The sequence below is a fragment of the Cedecea neteri genome, from assembly GCF_000757825.1.
In the GTDB taxonomy this organism is placed as follows: Bacteria; Pseudomonadota; Gammaproteobacteria; order Enterobacterales; family Enterobacteriaceae; genus Cedecea; species Cedecea selenatireducens.
In genome coordinates, this window is the sequence record NZ_CP009451.1 from 2,649,825 (window position 1) to 2,673,140 (window position 23,316).

A 23,316-nucleotide genomic window follows, 5' to 3' on the forward strand; every position below is an offset into this window, starting at 1 on the left:
CACTACTGCGTTTAACTGAAACAAACTTGGAGACTGTCATGGAAAACCTGAATATGGATCTGCTGTACATGGCTGCCGCTGTGATGATGGGTCTGGCGGCAATCGGTGCTGCGATCGGTATCGGCATCCTCGGGGGCAAATTCCTGGAAGGCGCTGCACGCCAACCAGATCTGATTCCACTGCTGCGTACTCAGTTCTTTATCGTAATGGGTCTGGTGGATGCAATCCCAATGATCGCTGTTGGTCTGGGTCTGTACGTGATGTTCGCCGTCGCTTAGTGAGCGATGTTTGAGTCATCTAGCTATATCAGAACGTTAACTAACAAAGAGGCATTGTGCTGTGAACATTAACGCAACAATCCTCGGCCAGGCCATCGCGTTTGTCCTGTTTGTTCTGTTCTGCATGAAGTATGTATGGCCGCCTTTAATGGCAGCCATTGAGAAACGTCAAAAAGAAATTGCTGACGGTCTTGCTTCTGCTGAACGTGCTCACAAGGACCTTGACCTTGCACAGGCCAACGCGACCGACCAGCTGAAAAAAGCCAAAGCGGAAGCTCAGGTGATCATTGAGCAGGCAAACAAACGCCGTGCCCAGATCCTTGATGAAGCGAAAACTGAGGCAGAGCAGGAACGTAATAAAATCGTTGTACAGGCTCAGGCAGAAATCGACGCTGAGCGTAAACGCGCTCGTGAAGAGCTGCGTAAGCAGGTCGCTCTGCTGGCTATTGCCGGTGCCGAGAAGATAATCGAACGTTCCGTAGATGAAGCTGCTAACAGCGACATCGTCGATAAACTGGTCGCTGAACTGTAAGGAGGGAGGGGCTGATGTCTGAATTTGTTACTGTAGCTCGCCCCTACGCCAAAGCAGCTTTTGACTTTGCCGTCGAACACCAGAGCATTGATCGCTGGCAGAACATGCTGGCGTTTGCTGCCGAGGTAACGAAAAACGAACAAATGGAAGAGCTCCTTTCCGGTGCATTGGCACCCGAAACGCTCGCAGATTCGTTCATCGCCATTTGCGGCGAGCAACTGGACGCCAACGGCCAGAACCTGATTAAGGTGATGGCTGATAATGGTCGTCTAAAAGCGCTCCCGGATGTTCTCGAGCAGTTTGCGCATTTACGCGCGCTGAGTGAAGCGATTGCAGAGGTTCAGGTAACTTCTGCTGCTGAACTGAGTAATGAGCAACTCGCGAACATCACGACCGCAATGGAAAAACGTCTGTCACGCAAAGTTAAGCTGAATTGCAAAATCGATAAGTCTGTTATGGCGGGCGTTATCATCCAGTCGGGTGATATGGTCATTGACGGTAGCGTACGCGGCCGTCTTGAACGCCTTGCAGACGTCTTGCAGTCTTAAGGGGACTGGAGCATGCAACTGAATTCCACCGAAATCAGCGAACTGATCAAGCAGCGCATTGCTCAGTTCAATGTTGTGAGTGAAGCTCACAACGAAGGTACAATTGTTTCTGTAAGTGACGGTATTATCCGCGTTCACGGCCTGGCCGATTGTATGCAGGGTGAGATGATTTCCCTGCCGGGAAACCGTTACGCTATCGCACTGAACCTGGAGCGCGACTCCGTAGGTGCTGTAGTTATGGGTCCATACGCTGACCTTGCCGAAGGCATGAAAGTTAAGTGTACTGGCCGTATTCTGGAAGTACCGGTCGGCCGCGGCCTGCTGGGCCGTGTGGTGAACACCCTGGGTGCACCAATTGACGGTAAAGGTCCAGTTGATAACGATGGCTTCTCGCCAATCGAAGTTATCGCACCGGGCGTAATCGAACGTCAGTCCGTCGACCAGCCGGTTCAGACCGGTTATAAATCCGTCGATGCGATGATTCCAATCGGCCGTGGCCAGCGTGAGCTGATCATCGGTGACCGTCAGACCGGTAAAACCGCGATGGCAATCGATGCCATCATCAACCAGCGTGACTCCGGCATCAAATGTGTGTACGTGGCTATCGGCCAGAAAGCGTCCACCATTTCTAACGTGGTTCGTAAACTGGAAGAGCACGGTGCACTGTCCAACACTATCGTTGTTGTGGCGACTGCGTCTGAATCTGCTGCACTGCAATACCTGGCACCATATGCCGGTTGCGCAATGGGCGAATACTTCCGTGACCGCGGTGAAGATGCGCTGATCGTATACGATGACCTGTCCAAACAGGCTGTTGCTTATCGTCAGGTTTCCCTGCTGCTTCGTCGTCCACCAGGTCGTGAAGCATTCCCAGGCGACGTGTTCTACCTCCACTCCCGTCTGCTGGAGCGCGCATCCCGCGTTAACGCGGAATACGTGGAAGCTTTCACCAAAGGTGAAGTTAAAGGTAAAACCGGCTCCCTGACCGCTCTGCCGATCATCGAAACCCAGGCGGGTGACGTTTCTGCGTTCGTTCCGACCAACGTAATTTCCATTACCGATGGTCAGATCTTCCTGGAAACCAACCTGTTTAACTCCGGTATTCGTCCGGCGGTTAACCCAGGTATTTCGGTATCTCGTGTTGGTGGTGCTGCTCAGACTAAGATCATCAAGAAACTGTCCGGTGGTATCCGTACCGCGCTGGCACAGTATCGTGAACTGGCTGCGTTCTCTCAGTTCGCATCCGATCTGGACGAAGCAACCCGCAAACAGCTGAGCCACGGTCAGAAAGTGACCGAGCTGCTGAAACAGAAACAGTATGCCCCAATGTCTGTTGCACAGCAGGGCCTGGTGCTGTTCGCGGCTGAACGCGGTTACCTCGAAGACGTGGAACTGGCGAAAATCGGTAGCTTCGAAGCCGCTCTGCTGGCTTACGCTGACCGTGATCATGCTCCGCTGATGCAAGAAATTAACCAGACCGGTGGCTATAACGACGAGATCGAAGGCAAGCTGAAAGGCATCCTCGACTCCTTTAAAGCAACCCAGTCCTGGTAACGTCTTAGCGGCCTGTCTTAGGACAGGCCGCGAGGCATTGAGGAGAAGCTCATGGCCGGCGCAAAAGAGATACGTAGTAAGATCGCAAGCGTCCAGAACACGCAGAAGATCACCAAAGCGATGGAGATGGTCGCCGCTTCCAAAATGCGTAAATCGCAGGATCGCATGGCGGCCAGCCGTCCTTATGCAGATACCATGCGCAAAGTGATTGGTCACCTTGCGAACGGTAATCTGGAATATAAGCACCCATACCTGGAAGAACGCGACGTTAAGCGCGTGGGCTACCTGGTGGTGTCGACCGATCGTGGTTTGTGCGGCGGTTTGAACATTAACCTGTTCAAAAAAGTGCTGGCGGATATGAAAGAGTGGTCCGATAAGGGCGTTCAGAGCGAACTCGCGATGATCGGCTCTAAAGGCGTATCTTTCTTCAACTCCGTTGGCGGCAACGTGGTTGCTCAGGTTACCGGCATGGGAGATAACCCTTCCCTGTCTGAACTGATCGGCCCGGTGAAAGTGATGCTGCAAGCCTACGACGAAGGTCGTCTGGACAAGCTGTACGTTGTCAGCAACAAATTTGTCAACACCATGTCTCAGGTTCCGACCATCACTCAGCTGCTGCCGTTACCGGCATCAGAAGATGAGGATCTGAAGCGTAAATCCTGGGACTACCTGTACGAACCGGATCCGAAAGCGCTGCTGGACACCCTGCTGCGTCGTTATGTCGAATCGCAGGTTTATCAGGGCGTCGTAGAAAACCTGGCCAGTGAGCAGGCCGCGCGTATGGTGGCGATGAAAGCCGCAACCGATAACGGCGGTAGCCTGATTAAAGAGCTGCGGTTGGTCTACAACAAAGCTCGTCAGGCAAGCATTACTCAGGAACTTACCGAAATCGTCGGTGGCGCGTCCGCGGTTTAACCAGGTTATTACCCTAAATAGTTCGGTTTGCAGAAAGGCGGCAACTGAGCGAATCCTCAAGAGCTTACTTAAGTAAGTGACCGGGGTGAGGGAAGGCAGTCAACGCATCTGCAAATTGAAATATGACGGGTAAACGAATTACGTAGAGGATTCAAGATGGCTACTGGAAAGATTGTCCAGGTAATCGGCGCCGTGGTGGACGTCGAGTTCCCTCAGGACGGCGTACCGCGCGTTTATGACGCGCTTGAGGTACAGAACAACAGTGAGAAGCTGGTGCTGGAAGTTCAGCAGCAGCTCGGTGGTGGTATCGTGCGTACCATCGCAATGGGTTCTTCCGACGGTCTGCGTCGTGGTCTGGTAGTGACAGACCTCGAGCACCCGATCGAAGTCCCGGTAGGTAAAGCGACCCTTGGCCGTATCATGAACGTGCTGGGTCAGCCGATCGACATGAAAGGCGACATCGGCGAAGAAGACCGTTGGGCGATTCACCGTGCAGCACCTTCCTACGAAGAGCTGTCCAGCTCTCAGGAACTGCTGGAAACCGGCATCAAAGTTATCGACCTGATTTGTCCGTTCGCTAAGGGCGGTAAAGTAGGTCTGTTCGGTGGTGCGGGCGTAGGTAAAACCGTAAACATGATGGAGTTGATCCGTAACATCGCGATCGAGCACTCCGGTTACTCCGTGTTTGCAGGCGTGGGTGAGCGTACTCGTGAGGGTAACGACTTCTACCACGAAATGACCGACTCCAACGTTCTGGACAAAGTAGCGCTGGTTTACGGCCAGATGAACGAGCCACCAGGTAACCGTCTGCGCGTAGCGCTGACCGGTCTGACCATCGCGGAAAAATTCCGTGACGAAGGCCGCGACGTTCTGCTGTTCGTTGATAACATCTACCGTTATACCCTGGCCGGTACCGAAGTATCTGCCCTGCTGGGTCGTATGCCTTCTGCGGTAGGTTACCAGCCTACGCTGGCAGAAGAGATGGGTGTTCTTCAGGAGCGTATTACCTCCACCAAGACCGGTTCTATCACCTCCGTACAGGCCGTTTACGTTCCTGCGGATGACTTGACTGACCCGTCTCCGGCGACCACCTTTGCGCACCTGGACTCAACCGTTACGCTGAGCCGTCAGATCGCATCTCTGGGTATTTACCCGGCAGTAGACCCGCTGGACTCCACCAGCCGTCAGCTGGATCCGCTGGTTGTTGGTCAGGAGCACTACGACACCGCGCGTGGCGTTCAGTCCATCCTGCAGCGTTACCAGGAACTGAAAGACATCATCGCGATTCTGGGTATGGACGAACTGTCCGAAGAAGACAAACTGGTTGTAGCACGTGCGCGTAAGATCCAGCGCTTCCTGTCTCAGCCGTTCTTCGTAGCAGAAGTCTTTACCGGTTCTCCAGGCAAATACGTTTCGCTGAAAGACACCATCCGTGGCTTTAAAGGCATCATGGACGGCGAATACGACCATCTGCCAGAGCAGGCGTTCTACATGGTTGGCTCCATCGACGAAGCCGTTGAGAAAGCGAAAAAACTTTAACGCCTAATCGGAGGGTGACATGGCTATGACTTACCACCTGGACGTCGTCAGCGCGGAGCAGCAAATGTTCTCCGGTCTGGTCGAGAAGATCCAGGTAACGGGTAGCGAAGGCGAGCTGGGTATTTTCCCAGGCCACGCGCCGCTGCTCACCGCCATTAAGCCTGGTATGATTCGCATCGTTAAGCAGCACGGACATGAAGAGTTTATCTACCTGTCCGGCGGTGTTCTGGAAGTGCAGCCGGGTAACGTAACCGTCCTGGCTGACACCGCGATTCGCGGCCAGGATCTCGACGAAGCGCGTGCCCTGGAAGCGAAACGCAAAGCTGAAGAGCACATGCATAGCTCCCACGGTGACGTGGATTACGCTCAGGCTTCTGCTGAACTGGCTAAAGCGATCGCCAAACTGCGCGTTATCGAGTTAACCAAAAAAGCGATGTAACTACCTGCTTGAAAAGACAAATGCCAGTCCGGGAAACCTGACTGGCATTTTTTTTATCTTTCAACTTTATTCCGCCTTCAAAATAATTGTAAAACCAGCGAGATAGCGTGGTCTGCGGGGTGTGTTGGCACCATTTTGACCTTAAATCCCATGGATTCTGCCGCCGTTACTGCTATAAAAGACTCAGATAACATTATGGCGGTTAAATTAGCAGCAACGTATTTTTTGGTGCAAAATATGTAGAATTTTCAAGGCTAAATCGCTTTACTTCACACACTAAACAGATTCAGGACACGTATGTCAAACAGCGCAATGAGCGTGGTTATCCTTGCCGCAGGCAAAGGGACCCGCATGTACTCAGATCTTCCTAAGGTGCTGCACACGCTGGCCGGGAAGCCAATGGTTCAGCATGTCATTGATGCCGCGAATAAATTAGGCGCCCAGCGGGTTAACCTGGTGTATGGCCACGGCGGCGATCTGCTCAAACAGACCCTGAACGATGAGGCCCTCAACTGGGTGCTGCAGGCTGAGCAGCTGGGAACCGGCCACGCCATGCAGATGGCGGCCCCGTTCTTTGCCGATGACGAAGATATTCTGATGCTGTACGGCGATGTGCCGCTGATCTCGGTGGAGACTTTGCAGCGCCTGCGTGAAGCCAAACCGCAGGGTGGCATCGGCCTGCTGACCGTTAAGCTGGACGACCCTACCGGCTATGGCCGCATTGCGCGGGAAAATGGCAAGGTCGTTGGCATCGTTGAGCATAAAGACGCCAGCGAAGAGCAGCGCAAAATCAACGAAATCAACACCGGGATTCTGGTGGCTAACGGCGCAGACCTGAAGCGCTGGCTTGGTAAGCTGGATAACAACAACGCCCAGGGCGAGTTCTACATCACGGACATTATTGCCCTGGCCCACGGTGAAGGGCGCGAAATCGCCGCCGTTCATCCGGATCGCCTGAGTGAGGTCGAAGGCGTAAATAACCGCCTGCAGCTCTCTCGTCTGGAACGTGTCTTCCAAACGGAACAGGCCGATAAGCTGCTGCTGGCTGGCGTGATGCTGCGCGATCCGGCTCGTTTCGATCTGCGCGGTGAATTAACGCACGGGCGCGATGTTGAAATCGATACTAATGTCATTGTGGAAGGCCGCGTGGCGCTGGGCAACCGCGTGAAGATCGGGACCGGCTGCGTGATTAAAAACGCGGTTATCGGCGATGACTGCGAAATCAGCCCATATACGGTTATCGAAGATGCGACGCTTGAAGCCGCCTGCACCATCGGGCCATTTGCCCGCCTGCGTCCTGGTGCCGAACTGGCGGAAGGTGCTCACGTTGGCAACTTCGTCGAGATGAAGAAAGCGCGCCTGGGTAAAGGCTCTAAAGCGGGCCATCTGAGCTACCTCGGTGATGCCGAAATTGGCGACAACGTGAATATTGGCGCAGGTACCATCACCTGTAACTACGACGGTGCGAATAAACACAAAACCATTATCGGTGACGACGTGTTTGTGGGCTCTGATACCCAGCTGGTGGCGCCGGTTACCGTGGCGAGTGGCGTTACGATTGGCGCCGGGACGACCGTCACGCGTGACGTGGCTGAAAATGAACTGGTGATCAGTCGCGTAAAACAGAAACACATCCAGGGCTGGCAGCGTCCGGTGAAGAAAAAGTAACGGATTTATACCCCTCACCCTAATCCTCTCTCCACAGGAGAGAGGGGATCGTTCGGTGCGGTGTTTTTCTCCTTCGCCCCTTTGGGGAGAGGGTCGGGGTGAGGGGATAACATAATCCTCCCCCCAAAGGCAGTAACCATAAAAATAACCCCACTCTCTACAAGGCTCGGGGCTCCGGAAAACCGGAAAAAACAGGTCAGCGACAACACATGGCTAACGCCATTCTCAGGACTTAAAAATTATGTGTGGAATTGTTGGCGCAGTAGCGCAACGCGATATCGCTGAAATCCTTCTTGAAGGACTACGTCGTCTGGAATACCGCGGGTATGACTCGGCGGGCCTGGCGGTCGTGGACGACAAAGGTCAGATGACCCGTCTTCGCCGTCTGGGTAAAGTGCAGAAGCTGGCGGAAGCCGCGGAAGAAACCGCTCTGCATGGTGGCACCGGTATCGCTCACACTCGCTGGGCAACGCACGGCGAACCTTCAGAAATTAATGCCCACCCACATGTTTCCGACCACATCGTGGTGGTGCATAACGGTATCATCGAAAACCATGAACCGCTGCGTGAAGCGCTGCAGTCTCGTGGCTACACGTTTGTTTCACAGACCGATACCGAGGTTATTGCTCACCTGGTGCACTGGGAGCTGGAACAGGGCGGCACGCTGCGCGAGGCGGTACTTCGTGCTATCCCACAGCTTCGCGGCGCTTACGGCACCGTTATCATGGACACCCGTAACCCTGATGTTCTGCTGGCCGCACGTTCCGGCAGCCCGATGGTTATCGGTCTTGGGATGGGTGAAAACTTTATCGCTTCTGACCAGCTGGCGCTGCTGCCGGTGACCCGTCGCTTTATCTTCCTGGAAGAGGGCGATATCGCCGAAGTGACCCGCCGCGCGGTCACTGTTTTTGATACCAAAGGCGAGCAGGTTAAGCGCCCGGACATCGAATCTAATCTGCAGTATGACGCTGGCGACAAAGGCATTTATCGTCACTACATGCAGAAAGAGATCTACGAGCAGCCGAACGCCATCAAAAACACCCTTGCCGGGCGTATCAGCCACGGCGAAGTGGATTTGACGGAGCTGGGGCCAAAAGCCAATGAAATGCTCTCTCAGGTCGAGCATATTCAAATCGTAGCCTGCGGCACCTCCTATAACTCAGGTATGGTTTCCCGCTACTGGTTTGAATCGCTGGCCGGCGTGCCTTGTGATGTCGAAATCGCCTCTGAATTCCGCTACCGCAAATCTGCCGTGCGCCGCAACAGCCTGATGATCACCCTTTCCCAGTCTGGCGAAACGGCGGACACCCTGGCGGCGCTGCGCCTCTCCAAAGAGCTGGGCTATCTTGGTTCACTGGCGATTTGTAACGTGGCTGGCTCTTCTCTGGTGCGCGAATCCGACCTGGCGCTGATGACCAATGCCGGCACGGAAATCGGCGTGGCTTCAACCAAAGCGTTCACCACCCAGCTCACCGTGCTGCTGATGCTGGTGGCGAAGCTGAGCCGTCTGAAGGGTGCTGACGCTAAGATTGAGCAAGATATCGTGCATGGCCTGCAGGCGCTGCCAAGCCGTATCGAGCAGATGCTGTCCCAGGACAAACGCATTGAAGCATTAGCAGAAGATTTCTCCGACAAACATCATGCGCTGTTCCTTGGCCGTGGCGATCAGTACCCGATCGCCATGGAAGGCGCGCTGAAGCTCAAAGAGATCTCCTACATTCACGCCGAAGCCTATGCGGCCGGCGAGCTGAAGCACGGCCCGCTGGCGCTGATCGACGCTGATATGCCGGTTATCGTTGTGGCGCCGAACAACGAGCTGTTGGAAAAACTGAAATCCAACATCGAAGAAGTTCGCGCCCGCGGCGGCCAGCTGTATGTCTTTGCCGACCGTGACGCAGGCTTTACCAGCAGCGACAACATGCACATCATCGAGATGCCGCATGTGGAAGAGGTGATTGCCCCAATCTTCTACACCGTGCCGCTGCAGCTGCTGTCCTACCACGTGGCGCTGATCAAAGGCACCGACGTGGACCAGCCGCGTAACCTGGCGAAATCGGTAACAGTGGAATAAGCTGTTGTCATAAATGTTGAAGAATAAGCTGCCTACGGGCAGCTTTTTTATTGCCCGCTTGTTGAGTTTAACTATTTGATTTTTATTCGAATAATAAGTGGGTTTGGCTTAGGTATTATTGCAGGTCTGCATTGTCATAAAACCGTCATAATTCGTACATTTAACTGTCACCAAACTGTCCTATTTTCTACCCTGTATTTAATTAAACAACAATTTACGAACATCTGGCAGGAGACATTATGAACGTTATGCGTACCACTGTCGCAACTGTTGTCGCCGCGACCTTATCTCTGAGCGCTTCTACTGCGTTTGCAGCTGCAAGCCTGACTGGCGCTGGTGCAACTTTCCCTGCGCCGGTGTATGCCAAGTGGGCAGATACCTACCAGAAAGAAACTGGTAACAAGGTGAACTACCAGGGTATCGGTTCCTCCGGCGGCGTGAAGCAAATCATTGCTAACACCGTTGACTTCGGCGCTTCTGACGCCCCTCTGGCGGATGACAAATTACAGCAAGAAGGCCTGTTCCAGTTCCCTACCGTGATCGGCGGCGTGGTGCTGGCGGTTAACCTGCCGGGCTTCAAGTCTGGCGAACTGGTGCTGGACGGCAAAACCCTGGGTGACATCTACCTGGGCACCATCAAAAAATGGAACGACCCGGCGATTGCTAAGCTGAACCCAGGCCACAAGCTGCCGGATCAGAACATCGCGGTTGTTCGTCGTGCTGACGGCTCCGGTACTTCCTTCGTGTTCACCAGCTACCTGGCTAAAGTGAACGAAGAGTGGAAAACCAAAATCGGCGCAGGCTCTACCGTTAACTGGCCAACCGGCCTGGGCGGTAAAGGTAACGACGGCATCGCGGCCTTCGTACAGCGTCTGCCTGGCTCTATCGGCTACGTTGAATACGCTTACGCTAAGCAAAACAACCTGACTTACACCAAGCTGCTGTCCGCTGACGGTAAGCCGGTTAGCCCGACCGAAGCAAACTTTGCTAACGCGGCTAAAGGCGCTGACTGGAGCAAATCCTTCGCACAGGATCTGACCAACCAGAAAGGTGACGAAGCGTGGCCAATTACCTCCACCACCTTCATCCTGGTCCACAAAGAGCAGAAAAACCCTGAGCAGGGCGCAGAAGTGCTGAAGTTCTTTGACTGGGCATACAAATCTGGCGCGAAAGAAGCTAACGCCCTGGATTACGCAACGCTGCCGGCCTCTGTGGTTGAGCAAGTTCGCGCTGCATGGAAGACCAATGTAAAAGACAGCTCCGGTAAGGCGCTGTACTAAGTGCAAAAATCTGGGGTAACAGGTATGTTACCCCGGTTTATTCAGCAACCACGAAGAGTACGCTATGGCTGTGACTAAGCCGACGTTTAAAGCCCCCGGCAAACAAGGCGATGTAATTTTCAGTGCGCTAGTAAGACTGGCTGCGCTGATTGTGCTATTTCTGCTGGGTGGGATTATCATCTCGCTGTTTATCTCCTCGCTGCCGAGCATTGAGAAGTTTGGCTTCTCCTTCCTCTGGTCCAAAGAGTGGGATGCCCCTAATGAAGTCTTCGGCGCGCTGGTGCCGATTTACGGAACCCTCGTGACCTCGTTTATCGCGCTGCTGATTGCGGTGCCGGTGAGCTTTGGTATCGCCCTGTTCCTGACAGAACTTGCGCCTGGCTGGCTGAAGCGCCCGCTGGGTATCGCCATTGAGCTGCTGGCGGCCATTCCAAGTATCGTGTACGGCATGTGGGGCCTGTTTATCTTTGCTCCGCTGTTTGCGACTTACTTCCAGCAGCCGGTAGGCGACGTGCTGTCTGCCGTGCCTATCGTTGGCGCGCTGTTCTCTGGCCCTGCGTTTGGTATCGGTATTCTTGCCGCCGGTGTGATCCTCGCGATTATGATCATCCCTTACATCGCCTCCGTAATGCGCGATGTTTTCGAGCAAACGCCGGTGATGATGAAAGAGTCGGCCTACGGCATAGGCTGCACCACCTGGGAAGTTATCTGGCGCATCGTTCTACCGTTCACCAAAAATGGCGTGATCGGCGGCGTGATGCTCGGCCTTGGCCGTGCGCTGGGTGAAACCATGGCGGTGACCTTTATTATCGGTAACACCTACCAGCTCGACAGCGCCTCGCTGTATATGCCGGGCAACAGCATTACCTCCGCGCTGGCTAACGAATTTGCCGAAGCGGAATCTGGCCTGCATACCGCCGCGCTGATGGAGCTTGGCTTAATCCTGTTTGTGATTACCTTTATCGTACTGGCTATTTCTAAGTTCATGATTATGCGCCTGGCGAAAAACGAAGGGGCTCGCTCATGACCACGATGGAAATGCAAAGCAGCGCGGCGCTGGCTGAATCGCGCCGTAAAATGCAGGCTCGTCGCCGCATGAAAAACCGCATTGCCCTGACGCTCTCTATGGCGACGATGGCGTTCGGTCTGTTCTGGCTGGTATGGATCCTGTTCTCGACGGTGACCCGTGGTATCGACGGTATGTCGCTGGCGCTGTTTACCGAAATGACGCCTCCGCCAAATACCGCGGGCGGTGGCCTGGCGAACGCCCTGGCGGGCAGCGGCCTGCTGATCCTGTGGGCGACGGTTATCGGCACGCCTCTGGGCATCATGGCCGGGATTTATCTGGCGGAGTACGGGCGTAAATCTGCGCTGGCCGAAGTGATTCGTTTTATTAACGACATTCTTCTGTCCGCGCCGTCGATTGTGGTCGGCCTGTTCGTTTACACCATCGTGGTGGCGAAAATGGAACACTTCTCCGGCTGGGCGGGCGTGATTGCGCTGGCGCTGCTGCAGGTGCCAATCGTCATTCGTACCACTGAAAACATGCTGAAGCTGGTGCCGGACAGCCTGCGCGAAGCGGCCTACGCGCTGGGAACACCAAAATGGAAGATGATCTCCGCGATTACGCTGAAAGCGTCCGTCTCCGGGATTATCACCGGCGTGCTGCTGGCAATTGCCCGTATCGCGGGCGAAACCGCACCGCTGCTCTTCACCTCCCTCTCCAACCAGTTCTGGAGCACGGACATGATGCAGCCTATCGCCAACCTGCCGGTGACCATTTTCAAATTTGCTATGAGCCCGTTTGCCGAGTGGCAACAGCTGGCCTGGGCGGGGGTGCTGATCATTACCCTCTGCGTACTGCTGCTGAACATTCTGGCGCGCGTGATTTTCTCGAAGAGTAAACACGGTTAAATTTTACGGCGCGGCCCTCGCGGCGCCGGACGGAGATTAAGACACAGATGAGTAAGGTTGATTTAGCCCCAGGCAAAATCCAGGTTCGTGACCTGAACTTCTACTACGGTAAGTTCCACGCCCTGAAGAACATCAATCTGGATATCGCGAAGAACCAGGTTACCGCCTTCATTGGGCCGTCAGGCTGTGGTAAATCCACCCTGCTGCGTACCTTTAACAAAATGTACTCGCTCTACCCGGAGCAGCGTGCAGAAGGCGAAATCCTGCTGGATGGGGAAAATATCCTCACCCAGAGCCAGGACATCGCCCTGCTGCGTGCCAAAGTCGGCATGGTCTTCCAGAAGCCGACGCCGTTCCCGATGTCCATCTATGACAACATCGCTTTTGGCGTGCGTCTGTTTGAAAAGCTGTCCCGGAGCGACATGGATGAGCGCGTACAGTGGGCGTTGACGAAAGCCGCGCTGTGGAACGAAACTAAAGATAAACTGCACCAGAGCGGCTACAGCCTCTCCGGTGGTCAGCAGCAGCGTCTGTGCATTGCTCGCGGGATAGCGATTCGCCCGGAAGTGTTGCTGCTGGACGAGCCGTGTTCGGCGCTTGACCCGATTTCAACCGGGCGTATTGAAGAGCTGATCACCGAGCTGAAAGAAGACTATACCGTAGTGATCGTGACCCACAACATGCAGCAGGCGGCGCGTTGTTCTGACCACACGGCGTTTATGTACCTCGGCGAGCTGATCGAATTCAGCGAAACCGATACGCTGTTTACTACGCCAGCGAAGAAACAAACCGAAGATTACATTACTGGCCGCTACGGTTGATTGGAGAGCGCGATGGATAACCTCAACTTAAACAAACATATTTCTGGTCAGTTCAACGCCGAGCTGGAGTACATCCGTACTCAGGTGATGACGATGGGCGGGCTGGTGGAACAGCAGCTCTCCGACGCGATCACCGCGATGCACAACCAGGACAGCGAGCTGGCGAAGCGCGTTATCGCCGGTGACCAAAAGGTCAACATGATGGAAGTGGCGATCGATGAAGCCTGCGTGCGCATCATCGCCAAACGCCAGCCAACCGCCAGCGACCTGCGCCTGGTGATGGCCATCATCAAAACCATCGCCGAGCTGGAACGTATTGGTGACGTAGCGGATAAAATCTGCCGCACCGCGCTGGAGAAATTCTCCCAGCAGCACCAGCCGCTGCTGGTCAGCCTCGAGTCGCTGGGGCGCCACACCGTGCAAATGCTGCACGACGTGCTGGACGCTTTCGCGCGTATGGATCTGGATGAAGCGGTACGTATCTACCGCGAAGACAAGAAAGTTGACCAGGAATATGAAGGTATCGTGCGTCAGCTGATGACCTACATGATGGAAGACTCCCGCACCATTCCAAGCGTGCTGACCGCGCTGTTCTGCGCCCGTTCCATCGAGCGTATCGGTGACCGTTGCCAGAACATCTGCGAATACATCTTCTACTTCGTGAAGGGACAGGACTTCCGTCACGTGGGCGGCGATGAGCTGGACAAGCTGCTGGCGGGTAAAGACCCGAAAGAGTAAGTGCACTTCTTTCCCCCCTCTCCCCTTTGGGGAGAGGGCTGGGGTGAGGGGCAGTTACTTCCCGAGCAAACGCCGCGAATTATCCTCTATCTTTCTTGAAATACGCCTTTTCTGCATCGTTCTGCTCCAGCTCACCGACAACCCAGCCGCCGACAAAAGCCGATGATATTGCGAATCATCAAACGGCATATGCCAGGCAATGGCGATAGCTTCTGCCACCGTCACGTCGCTAACGCGTGAAACCAGCTCCAGCGGCGCATCGGCAGAAACGCTCCCCGCCAGAATCACGCGATAAAGCCAGCCGCAGTAGCCTGCTTCCTGCATCCGCGCCGCCATATCCTCTACGCCAAAATGGTAGTTAAGCTTAAAGCACGGCGAGCGAGGCTGGGTTACCTGAATCAGCGCCTCACCCCAGCGGTAAATATCGCCCATATAGACGTTCTTTTCCGTCATCCCTTGCGTAGACAGGTTTTCGCCGAAGGCCGGGGCATTAAACAGTTCCGCCTTATCCGGGAAGATTTGCGCCCAATACTGATAATGCTCGCGCGGATAGTGGCACAGCGCCCTGTCTGGCCCGCCGTGAATCACCTTCTCCGCCTGTTGATCGCCCTCAAGCCCAGTCTCGGTTAAGCGAAGCTCGCCGTCCACCTGAACCTTGGCGATGGCGCTGGGCCGGCTCCCTTCGTAATCACGAATCTGGCCGGCGTAAACCTGAAGCGGATAGCGGTGCATAAGCGACTCCCTGCGTTGTGCTACGGACATAAAAAAAGCGAGCCATCAGGCTCGCTTCTCTAAGGTCGTATTGCAACCTTATTTTTTAGCGGCGAAACGGGCAGCTGCTTCGTCCCAGTTAACCACGTTCCAGAACTCTTTTGCGTAGTCCGGGCGACGGTTTTGGAATTTCAGGTAGTAAGCGTGTTCCCAAACGTCCAGGCCCACAATCGGGAAACCGGAAGCGCCGGAAATAGCTTCGCCCATCAGCGGGCTGTCCTGGTTTGCAGTAGACACTACGGCCAGTTTGTCGCCTTTCAGCACCAGCCACGCCCAGCCGGAGCCGAAACGGGTAGCTGCAGCTTTTTCGAACTCAGCTTTGAACGCGTCAACGCTGCCGAAATCACGCTCGATAGCGGCTTTCAGGTCACCTTTCAGCTCGGTGCCTTTTTTCAGGCCTTTCCAGAAGAAGCTGTGGTTAGCGTGGCCGCCGGCGTTGTTACGCAGCGCGGTTTTCTTATCAGCGGGCAGCTGATCCAGTTTGGTAATCAGCTCTTCAGCAGATAGGCTGGCAAACTCAGGCAGGGATTCCAGCGCGGCGTTCGCGTTGTTAACGTAGGCCTGGTGGTGTTTGCTGTGGTGGATTTCCATGGTTTCTTTATCGAAATGCGGTTCCAGCGCGTCGTAAGCGTAAGGCAGGGATGGCAGTGTATAGCTCATATTCATCGTCTCCATTAACGTAGAGCGGCTGTAGTGCTGTTAACGCCGCGTAATCAGTCGGTTCATTATAGTTAATTAAATGATATTGAAAATGTTTATCAATGCCGTACTTAGCGTGTGGTTATAACTTTTCTTCATGAAACCACGGCTTACGGCTATAACGCAGCGGGTAAAAAGCTTTGTGCTGAGGGTAAGTGAAACGTGTTACCCGAGCATGACGGGGGAATAAAAAGAGGCATAACGGCTCCACCTTTAGGCAGAGCCGGAATCTTTATTATTGACGGGCGGCGTCTTCCAGCGCTTTGTGGATCACGGCAGAAAGCTCGACCACGTCGAACTTCGCAACGTAGCCGTTGGCACCGACTTTACGCACGTGATCTTCGTTGGCGCTGCCGGAAAGCGAGGAGTGAATCACCACCGGGATATGCTTAAGCGTTGGCTCGGTTTTGATGTTGCGGGTCAGGGTAAAACCGTCCATTTCCGGCATCTCGATATCGGTCAGCACCAGGCCGATTTTATCGGTTATCGGCGTGCCGGAAGCTTTGGCATCGGCGGCAATAGCTTTGATTTTTTCCCAGGCCTCCAGGCCGGTGGCGTGCATGATGGCCGGAATGCCCATCCCTTTCAGGCCCTGCTCCAGCATCGAACGCGCGACTTTGGAATCTTCGGCAACGATAGCCACCGCGCCCGGCTTCAGGGTATAGATTTTCTCTTCAATCGCGGCAATGTTCACATCTCTCCCGGACGGGATGATGTCATAGAGGATCTGCTCCACGTCCAGCACCAGCGCCAGGTCTTTACCGGTCAGCGGATCGTCAATATTGGCGATGCTGGTGATATTGCGGCTGCTGACCCCGGCTTCGGCGGCGTGCACCTGGCTCCAGTCGAGGCGAATAATATTCTCCACGGACTCCACGGCAAAAGCCTGGGTGCTGCGGGCGTATTCGGTGATCAGTAATAAATTTAAGCCAGTCTTAGGCGTGCAGCCGGTCACGGCGGGAAGGTCGATGACCGGGATAATCTGGTCGCGAATATTGGCCATCCCCAGCAGCGGCGACTCCATGCCTGCGGCACGGTTAATCTTCGGCATGGGCACAATTTCACGCAGCTTAAAGACGTTGATGCCGTACAGCTCGGACTTGCTGTCGTGCTGGCCTGTGCCTAAGCGGAACAGCAGCAGCTCGAACTTGTTGGATAACGCCAGGTTGGCCCTTTCATCGATATCTTTCTGAAAACTATCCATTTTAACCTCAAGTGATAACCCGGCCTCAGAACCCAACCGTACGGAGTGAATGCTTGTATAAGTTATCGGCAGCAGCAGGAAAAAATGAAGGGAGAAGGTGAAATGATTTCGTTTAGAGGGAAGTGACTCCCTCTCAACGGATAGCGCTTACTACTTCTTGTTCAGCATCGCTTTCAGGTCGGCAAATGGATTATAGGTCGCTTCGCCCACGTCCTTTTGCGCATCCTCGCCGGCAATCACCCTCGAGCCGTACTGGTCCGCTTCGGTGTATTTCGAATGCTCATGATCGTGGCAATACAGGCATAAAAGCTCCCAATTGCTGCCATCTTCCGGGTTATTGGTATGATCGTGATCCATATGATGAACGGTCAGCTCGCGCAGATTGGAATACACAAACTCGCGGGAGCAGCGGCCACACACCCACGGGAAAAGCTTCAGCGCCTTTTCGCGGTAGCCGCTTTCCAGCCGCGTATAGTTCTTGGGAATAATTGCCATGATTCAGGTTCCAGACAAAAAATGTAGGGTTATGCCCAGTTTCCGGCTAAAGCGCGTCTTTATCAATCCCCAGACGCTTCATCCGCGAAAGTAACGTGGTGCGCTTCAGCCCTAAACGCTGAGCCGCACCGCGAGGCCCGGCAACGACGCCGTTTGCCTCTTTCAGCACGCGCAGGATGCGCTGATACTCGTCTTCATCTTCACGTATCTCTTCGCTGGCGAGGCCAGACAGCGTTCGCTCAACTGACGGATGGTAGTCCACCTCCGGCAGCGAAAGATGCAGCACGTTGCCGCGCGTCAGCAGCACGGCGCGCTCAATCACGTTTTCCAGCTCACGCACGTTACCCGGCCACTCCATGCGGCTCAGGGCGCGCAGCGTTTCCGCCGGAATACTGTCGATGTTGCGGTTCAGGCGGCGGGCGATTTTAAAGGTGAAGGATTTCACCAGCAGAGGGATGTCCTCCGGGCGCTCGCGCAGCGGCGGCAGGGTGATAGGGAAAACGTTCAGCCGATAGTAAAGGTCGCTGCGGAACTCGCGGTCAGCCACCATCTCTTTCAGGTTACGGTTGGTGGCGGCTATCAGGCGCACGTCCACTTCCTGGACTTTATTGCTGCCGAGGCGCTCGAATTCCTGCTCCTGCAGCACGCGCAGCAGCTTGGGCTGAAGCTCAAGCGGCATATCACCGACTTCGTCCAGGAACAGCGAGCTTTTGTCCGCCAGCTCAAAGCGGCCGATTCGCTGATTATTGGCTCCGGTAAACGCCCCACGCTCGTGGCCGAACAAATCGCTCTCCAGCAGCCCGGCGGGCATTGCGGCGCAGTTGATCTTCACCATCCGGCGGCCGTTGCGCTCGCTCAGGTTATGGATTGCGCGGGCAATCAGCTCTTTACCGGTGCCTGTTTCGCCGAGGATCAGTACGGTGCTGTCGCTGCTGGCGACCATCTCTACCTGTTTGAGCACGATAGACATCGCCTCGCCGCGGCCGATAATTTCGCCAAAATCGCTGTCGACGTTATTAATTTGCTCGGTGAGATAGAGGTTTTCATCCACCAGGTTTTCTTTCAGGCGGTTGATTTCCTGATAGGCAAGGGCGTTATCCACCGCAATCGCGATACGTTCGGCAATCTGGCGCAGCAGCTTCAGGTTGGCCGGCGTAAAGCCCTGTTCGCTGCATTTTGCCAGCTTCAGCACGCCCAGCATATTGTTGCCAAACTTCAGCGGCAGCAGGCAAAGCATCTGCGGTTTGTTGTCCCACATCTCGAGCAGCATCCGCTCATACGGTGCCAGCTTGTCGCCGGGGCAAAGGTTGAGCAGCAGCATCTCGCCGCTTTTAAAGACCCGCTCCGAAAGGGTGCCGGTCTCAAGGACATCGCTCTGATCGTGAATCGGCGAGGCTTCATCAACAAAGTGGGTGGAATAGAGCGTGAGCCGCGACTTGCGGCTGCTTTTCAGCACAATGCTGATGGAATCAATGGCGAAGTGGTAGTGAATCTCGCGGGCAATCTCGCTTATCAGCTCGTCCAGATCCAGCTTCGACAGCACGGCGTTGGTGACGGCCACCAGAATGCGAAAGTCGTCGCGTTCGCGGCACAGCAGCTGATGATCGTGGCTCGAGTTAAGCCGGGTTTGGATCTGCTCGGTCACCAGGCCTACGATCTGCGCCAGGGTGTAAAGTCGGTTAAGTTCTTTTTCGGTCCAGGCATCCGCCCTGTCGCGAATAAATTCGCAGCCGCCGAAAATCTTGCCTTCTGAAGCCAGCGGCAGCAGGCCGTAGCGGCCAAAAGGGGCGTACAAATCAAGGCTCGCCATCTGCGGCCAGGTTTCATCAAACTCCTGCTGGCTGCAAATTAGCGCCTCCGGGCGCGACAGCATGCGGCGCACCGGGCCGTTGGCCAGCGCCATTTCATCTTCGTAGTGCAGTCCCTTGCCGTGTTTATCCTTACCGTAAAAACTCACCCGTTGGTGCTGGGGATGGTAAAGCAGGATATTTACGCGATCGGCCAGCGCGCCCTGTTTCACCAGCTGCGTCAGGCTGCTGGCGAGTTCGTTGAGATCGGGCTGCTGCAGCAGCGTACGGGTAATATCAAATAACCCCTGCTGCCCGAGATCGCTCATCGGCGTGTATGACATGTTTGCTTTCCATTGAAATGCCCCGCGGCGGGCGCAGGGCTAAAAGATTTTATTAATATAAATATTTTTTAAGTTTAGTCGGCGTGAGGTGATTGCGTACTGGCGCAGGTCAACAAATGCGCGGTAAGGGTTCAAAGTGCGGCAGGTCGAGGGTGCGTTTTACGCCGTAAAGCCCCGTCACGCGCACGCCTTTACGCTCCACGACCTCACCTACGATCGTGGCCTGTTTGCCGCAGGGATGCTGCTGCAAAGCGTGTAGAACCGCAGCGGCAGACTCGGGGGAAGCGGCGATAACCAGCTTGCCTTCATTAGCAAAATTTAACGCATCCAGCCCAAGCAGCTCGCAAACTCCGCGCACCGCCGGGTTCAGCGGCAGTTGGTTTTCGCTGATTTCCATGCCGCAGCCGCTGGCGTCTGCAAACTCATGCAGAACGGCGTTTACGCCGCCGCGCGTGGCGTCCCGCAAGGCTTTTACGCCGGGAATATGAAGCAGTGGGGCAATCATTCGCGCCAGCACCGCGCAGTCGCTCTGTAGATCGCCGTCCAGGCCAAGCTTCTCGCGCAGGTTGAGAATAGTTGCGCCGTGATCGCCGAGCGTGCCGCTGACGATAAGCAAATCTCCGGCTGTAATCTGAGCCGCGCCCCAGTTAATGCCAGCAGGAATAGCGCCGATCCCGGCAGTGTTGATAAAAAGTTTGTCCGCCGCGCCGCGAGGCACGACTTTGGTGTCGCCGGTCACGATGGCGATATTTGCTGCACGGGCGGCCTTTGCCATGCTGGTGACCACGCGCTCCAGCGTTTCAAACGGCAAGCCTTCTTCGAGAATAAATCCGCACGACAGCCAGCGAGGCGTAGCGCCGCTCACCGCGACGTCGTTCGCCGTACCGCACACGGCCAGCTTGCCGATGTCGCCGCCGGGGAAAAACAGCGGGTCAATAACGTAGCTGTCGGTGGAAAATGCCAGCCGGTCGCCGCCGGCGGTAAGCTCCGCCAGGGAAAGTCGGGCCTGATCTTCCTGCTCTGCGAGCCAGGGGTTATCGAAGGCCTGCATAAACAGGCTGGCGATCAGCTGCTGCATCGCCTGGCCGCCGCTGCCGTGGGCCAGCTCAACGGTTTTCATACTTCACACTCCTGAGAACGGTACTGATACCACGCCGCGCAGGCTCCTTCGGAGGAGACCATCAGCGCGCCAAAGGCGTTTTGTGGGTTGCAGCCGCTGCCGAACAGCGGGCATTGCTGCGGCTTGCAGCGCCCTGTAAGGACGTCGCCGCAGCGGGCGTTTGGGTCGTCGTAAACACGCTGAGGTTTGGGCTGGAAATGGTCTTCGGCGTCAAACTGACGGTACGCCTCGGTGAGCTGGACGCCGGAATCGCTGATAACCCCCAGGCCGCGCCATTCGGCTTCGCCGCGAATCGTAAACACTTCGCTTATCGCTTTTTGCGCAAGCCTGTTGCCTTCTTCCGGCACTACGCGGCGGTACTGGTTTTCTACCTCGCTGTGCTGCTGGATTTTTTGCTCCACCAGCATCAGCACGCCCTGCAGCAGATCGAGCGGCTCAAAGCCGGCTACAACAAGCGGCCGCTGGTGCTCAGAGGCGATAAAGTCATAGGCTTCGGTGCCAATCACCATGCTGACGTGCCCCGGCGCGAGGAAAGCGCCGATGCCGTTATCAGGCTGGGAAAGCAGGCTACGCAGCGTCGGGATCAGCGTGATGTGCTGGCAGAAGAAATAGAAGTTATCGATGCCCTGCGACTTTGCCTGCTGCAGGGTAATCGCCGTTGCGGGCATAGTCGTTTCAAAGCCGAGCCCGAAAAACACCACTTTGCGCTCCGGGTTCTGGCGCGCCAGGGTCAGCGCGTCCATTGGCGAGTAAACCACCCTGACGTCCGCGCCACGCGACTTCGCCTGCATCAGCGAGCCGTTTTTTCCCGGCACGCGCATTGCATCGCCAAAGGTGCAGAAAATCACCTCCGGATGGCTGGCTATCTCAATGCAGCTGTCGATTCTCCCCATCGGCAGCACGCAAACCGGGCAGCCTGGGCCGTGGATAAACTCGATGTTTTCCGGCAGCAGCTGGTCGAGGCCGAATTTAAAAATAGCGTGGGTATGGCCGCCGCAAACCTCCATGATGCGCAACGGGCGGGCTGCCGTGTAGTCCAGCAGCGGGGCGCGTACTTTCAGCGTCTCAATCAGCTGCATCACGCGTTCCGGATCTCGGTATTCGTCGACATAGCGCATCAGCGATGCTCCTCGCCGTAGAGCAGGGCGCCGACGTCCGGCTCCACCTCGAACATGTTTTGCAGGGCATCGAGCGTGTCGCGCGCTTCGGCTTCATCAATGATGCTCATGGCAAACCCGACGTGGACCAGCACCCATTGCCCCACGGCGGCGTCGCCGACCAGGGTTAAATTCACGTCGCGCTGTACGCCGCAGACGTCCACTTTTGCGCTGCCGTCGGCCAGTCGCTCGACTATCTGGCCGGGAATGCCTATGCACATCGTTCCGCCTCCAGCCAGCTAAGCCACTCGTCCATTCCTTCGCCGCTGGTCGCAGAAACCAGAATAATTTTGATGTCCGGATTGACCTCGCGGGCAAAGGCCAGGCATTTGTTGACGTCGAACTGCAGGTACGGCAGCAGATCTATTTTGTTCAGCAGCATCAATGACGCGGCGGCGAACATATGCGGGTATTTGAGCGGCTTGTCTTCCCCTTCCGTGACCGACAGCACAGCGACCTTGTGGCGTTCGCCTAAATCAAAGCTCGCCGGGCACACCAGGTTGCCGACGTTTTCGATAAACAGCACGCCGTGCTGCTCAAGCGGCAGGCGCAGCATGGCATCGCGGATCATTTGGGCATCAAGGTGGCAGCCTTTACCGGTATTCACCTGAATGGCCGGCGTCCCGGTTTCGCGGATGCGCGCCGCGTCGTTCACCGTTTGCTGATCGCCTTCGATAACCGCGCACGGCACTTTAGTATTTAGACGTTTTAGCGTTTCGGTGAGCAGGGTAGTTTTGCCTGAGCCGGGGCTAGACACCAGGTTCAGCACCAGCTGATTCTGGCTAGCAAAGCGTTCGCGGTTATGGGCGGCGAGCTGGTTGTTTTTATCCAGCACGTTCAGCTCAATCTCCAGCATTTTGCGCTGCGTCATGCCCGGCGCGTGGGTGCCCGCCGCGCCGTGGCCGTAATGCAGGTCGCCCTGCTCGTCGGCCGTCGGGGCGAACTTGACGCCGGTTATCTGCTGCAGCGGGCGTGCCGCCGGGGCAAACGGGGCGCTGCGAAAGCCTGAGTGAGGATTACGCTCGTCCCCTTCAATATACAGGTTGCCTTCACCGCAACCGCAAGTGCTACACATGAGCTATCTCCTGATCGATTTCCAGACGCTTAATCTGCATGCCGTCATCCGCCACGATGCGCAGGTTGCTGCCGTTACAGTTGGGGCAGCACTTCACGCGCTGGGTCAGCAACGTGACGAACTGCTGGCAGTCATGGCACCAGCATTCAGCTTCCTGCTGGTGGACATGAAGCTCGCAGCCTTCCGCCAGCGTGCCGCGGCAGACCAGATCAAAGCAAAACTCCAGGGCGCTGGTTTCCACGCACGAGAAGGCGCCGACTTCCAGCCAGACGCCGGTTACGCGGCGGGCGTTGTTCTGGCGGGCATGGCTTTCGATAAGTTCGACTGCGCGCTGGCAAAGGGTGATTTCGTGCATGGGGCCTCCGGG

The 23,316-nt window shown here is 55.7% G+C and carries 24 protein-coding genes; 14 read left to right on the forward strand and 10 right to left on the reverse strand.

The window, feature by feature from the left end; all coding sequences use genetic code 11:
- Nucleotides 1-38: 38 nt before the first annotated feature.
- The 14 genes from atpE to phoU all read left to right on the forward strand — a co-directional run bounded on the left by atpE (nt 39) and on the right by phoU (nt 14,297).
- Complete coding sequence (atpE, locus tag JT31_RS12240) at nt 39-278, forward strand: F0F1 ATP synthase subunit C (RefSeq protein WP_000429386.1); 240 nt, start codon at nt 39-41, stop codon at nt 276-278.
- 61 nt (nt 279-339) lie between these two features.
- Nucleotides 340-810, forward strand: a complete 471-nt coding sequence (gene atpF / locus JT31_RS12245) for a F0F1 ATP synthase subunit B (protein WP_038477317.1) — start codon at nt 340-342, stop codon at nt 808-810.
- 14 nt (nt 811-824) lie between these two features.
- The gene (gene atpH / locus JT31_RS12250) at nt 825-1,358 is read left to right on the forward strand and encodes a F0F1 ATP synthase subunit delta (protein WP_038477318.1); all 534 of its coding nucleotides are present in this window, start codon (nt 825-827) and stop codon (nt 1,356-1,358) included.
- A 12-nt stretch (nt 1,359-1,370) separates the two neighbouring features.
- A complete protein-coding gene (gene atpA / locus JT31_RS12255) occupies nt 1,371-2,912 on the forward strand; it encodes a F0F1 ATP synthase subunit alpha (RefSeq protein ID WP_008457747.1) in 1,542 nt (513 codons plus the stop codon).
- Between the two features lie 51 nt (nt 2,913-2,963).
- The gene (gene atpG / locus JT31_RS12260) at nt 2,964-3,827 is read left to right on the forward strand and encodes a F0F1 ATP synthase subunit gamma (RefSeq protein ID WP_038477322.1); all 864 of its coding nucleotides are present in this window, start codon (nt 2,964-2,966) and stop codon (nt 3,825-3,827) included.
- A gap of 156 nt (nt 3,828-3,983) precedes the next feature.
- Entirely contained in the window at nt 3,984-5,366 is a 1,383-nt protein-coding gene (gene atpD, locus JT31_RS12265) for a F0F1 ATP synthase subunit beta (protein ID WP_038477325.1), read from the forward strand.
- 19 nt (nt 5,367-5,385) lie between these two features.
- The gene (locus JT31_RS12270; protein WP_038477328.1) at nt 5,386-5,805 is read left to right on the forward strand and encodes a F0F1 ATP synthase subunit epsilon; all 420 of its coding nucleotides are present in this window, start codon (nt 5,386-5,388) and stop codon (nt 5,803-5,805) included.
- Nucleotides 5,806-6,102: 297 nt separating this feature from the next.
- The gene (gene glmU, locus JT31_RS12275; RefSeq protein ID WP_038477331.1) at nt 6,103-7,473 is read left to right on the forward strand and encodes a bifunctional UDP-N-acetylglucosamine diphosphorylase/glucosamine-1-phosphate N-acetyltransferase GlmU; all 1,371 of its coding nucleotides are present in this window, start codon (nt 6,103-6,105) and stop codon (nt 7,471-7,473) included.
- 241 nt (nt 7,474-7,714) lie between these two features.
- Entirely contained in the window at nt 7,715-9,544 is a 1,830-nt protein-coding gene (gene glmS / locus JT31_RS12280) for a glutamine--fructose-6-phosphate transaminase (isomerizing) (protein ID WP_038477334.1), read from the forward strand.
- Between the two features lie 239 nt (nt 9,545-9,783).
- Nucleotides 9,784-10,824, forward strand: coding sequence for a phosphate ABC transporter substrate-binding protein PstS (gene pstS / locus JT31_RS12285; RefSeq protein WP_016538819.1), 1,041 nt, complete (start codon nt 9,784-9,786; stop codon nt 10,822-10,824).
- 64 nt (nt 10,825-10,888) lie between these two features.
- A complete protein-coding gene (pstC, locus tag JT31_RS12290) occupies nt 10,889-11,851 on the forward strand; it encodes a phosphate ABC transporter permease PstC (RefSeq protein ID WP_038477339.1) in 963 nt (320 codons plus the stop codon).
- Entirely contained in the window at nt 11,848-12,738 is an 891-nt protein-coding gene (pstA, locus tag JT31_RS12295) for a phosphate ABC transporter permease PstA (protein WP_038477343.1), read from the forward strand. Before pstC ends, pstA begins: the two co-directional genes overlap by 4 nt.
- Before the next feature lie 47 nt (nt 12,739-12,785).
- The gene (pstB, locus tag JT31_RS12300) at nt 12,786-13,559 is read left to right on the forward strand and encodes a phosphate ABC transporter ATP-binding protein PstB (RefSeq protein WP_008457722.1); all 774 of its coding nucleotides are present in this window, start codon (nt 12,786-12,788) and stop codon (nt 13,557-13,559) included.
- A gap of 12 nt (nt 13,560-13,571) precedes the next feature.
- The gene (gene phoU / locus JT31_RS12305) at nt 13,572-14,297 is read left to right on the forward strand and encodes a phosphate signaling complex protein PhoU (RefSeq protein WP_008457720.1); all 726 of its coding nucleotides are present in this window, start codon (nt 13,572-13,574) and stop codon (nt 14,295-14,297) included.
- 54 nt (nt 14,298-14,351) lie between these two features.
- On the opposite strand, the gene yiiM is transcribed toward phoU, so the two are convergent.
- From yiiM to hypA, 10 genes are all read right to left on the reverse strand, one after another.
- The gene (gene yiiM, locus JT31_RS12310) at nt 14,352-15,029 is read right to left on the reverse strand and encodes a 6-hydroxyaminopurine reductase (RefSeq protein WP_038477346.1); all 678 of its coding nucleotides are present in this window, start codon (nt 15,027-15,029) and stop codon (nt 14,352-14,354) included.
- Nucleotides 15,030-15,107: 78 nt separating this feature from the next.
- On the reverse strand, nt 15,108-15,728 hold the full coding sequence (gene sodA / locus JT31_RS12315) for a superoxide dismutase [Mn] (RefSeq protein WP_038477349.1): 621 nt from the start codon (nt 15,726-15,728) through the stop codon (nt 15,108-15,110).
- A 274-nt stretch (nt 15,729-16,002) separates the two neighbouring features.
- Complete coding sequence (locus JT31_RS12320; protein ID WP_038477352.1) at nt 16,003-16,971, reverse strand: chemotaxis protein; 969 nt, start codon at nt 16,969-16,971, stop codon at nt 16,003-16,005.
- 150 nt (nt 16,972-17,121) lie between these two features.
- Nucleotides 17,122-17,466: an HNH nuclease YajD gene (gene yajD, locus JT31_RS12325; protein ID WP_038477355.1), complete on the reverse strand. Its 345-nt coding sequence runs from the start codon at nt 17,464-17,466 to the stop codon at nt 17,122-17,124.
- Between the two features lie 46 nt (nt 17,467-17,512).
- Nucleotides 17,513-19,597, reverse strand: a complete 2,085-nt coding sequence (gene flhA / locus JT31_RS12330; RefSeq protein WP_038477357.1) for a formate hydrogenlyase transcriptional activator FlhA — start codon at nt 19,595-19,597, stop codon at nt 17,513-17,515.
- Nucleotides 19,598-19,706: 109 nt separating this feature from the next.
- Entirely contained in the window at nt 19,707-20,717 is a 1,011-nt protein-coding gene (gene hypE / locus JT31_RS12335; protein WP_038477360.1) for a hydrogenase expression/formation protein HypE, read from the reverse strand.
- Nucleotides 20,714-21,835, reverse strand: coding sequence for a hydrogenase formation protein HypD (hypD, locus tag JT31_RS12340; protein WP_038477363.1), 1,122 nt, complete (start codon nt 21,833-21,835; stop codon nt 20,714-20,716). The genes hypE and hypD overlap by 4 nt, the downstream gene beginning before the upstream one ends.
- Nucleotides 21,835-22,095, reverse strand: coding sequence for a HypC/HybG/HupF family hydrogenase formation chaperone (locus JT31_RS12345; RefSeq protein WP_038477365.1), 261 nt, complete (start codon nt 22,093-22,095; stop codon nt 21,835-21,837). Before JT31_RS12345 ends, hypD begins: the two co-directional genes overlap by 1 nt.
- Nucleotides 22,086-22,949, reverse strand: coding sequence for a hydrogenase nickel incorporation protein HypB (hypB, locus tag JT31_RS12350; RefSeq protein ID WP_038477367.1), 864 nt, complete (start codon nt 22,947-22,949; stop codon nt 22,086-22,088). Before hypB ends, JT31_RS12345 begins: the two co-directional genes overlap by 10 nt.
- Nucleotides 22,942-23,304 carry a hydrogenase maturation nickel metallochaperone HypA gene (hypA, locus tag JT31_RS12355; protein ID WP_038477370.1) on the reverse strand — a complete coding sequence of 121 codons (363 nt, stop codon included), beginning with the start codon at nt 23,302-23,304 and terminating at the stop codon, nt 22,942-22,944. Before hypA ends, hypB begins: the two co-directional genes overlap by 8 nt.
- Nucleotides 23,305-23,316: the final 12 nt, after the last annotated feature.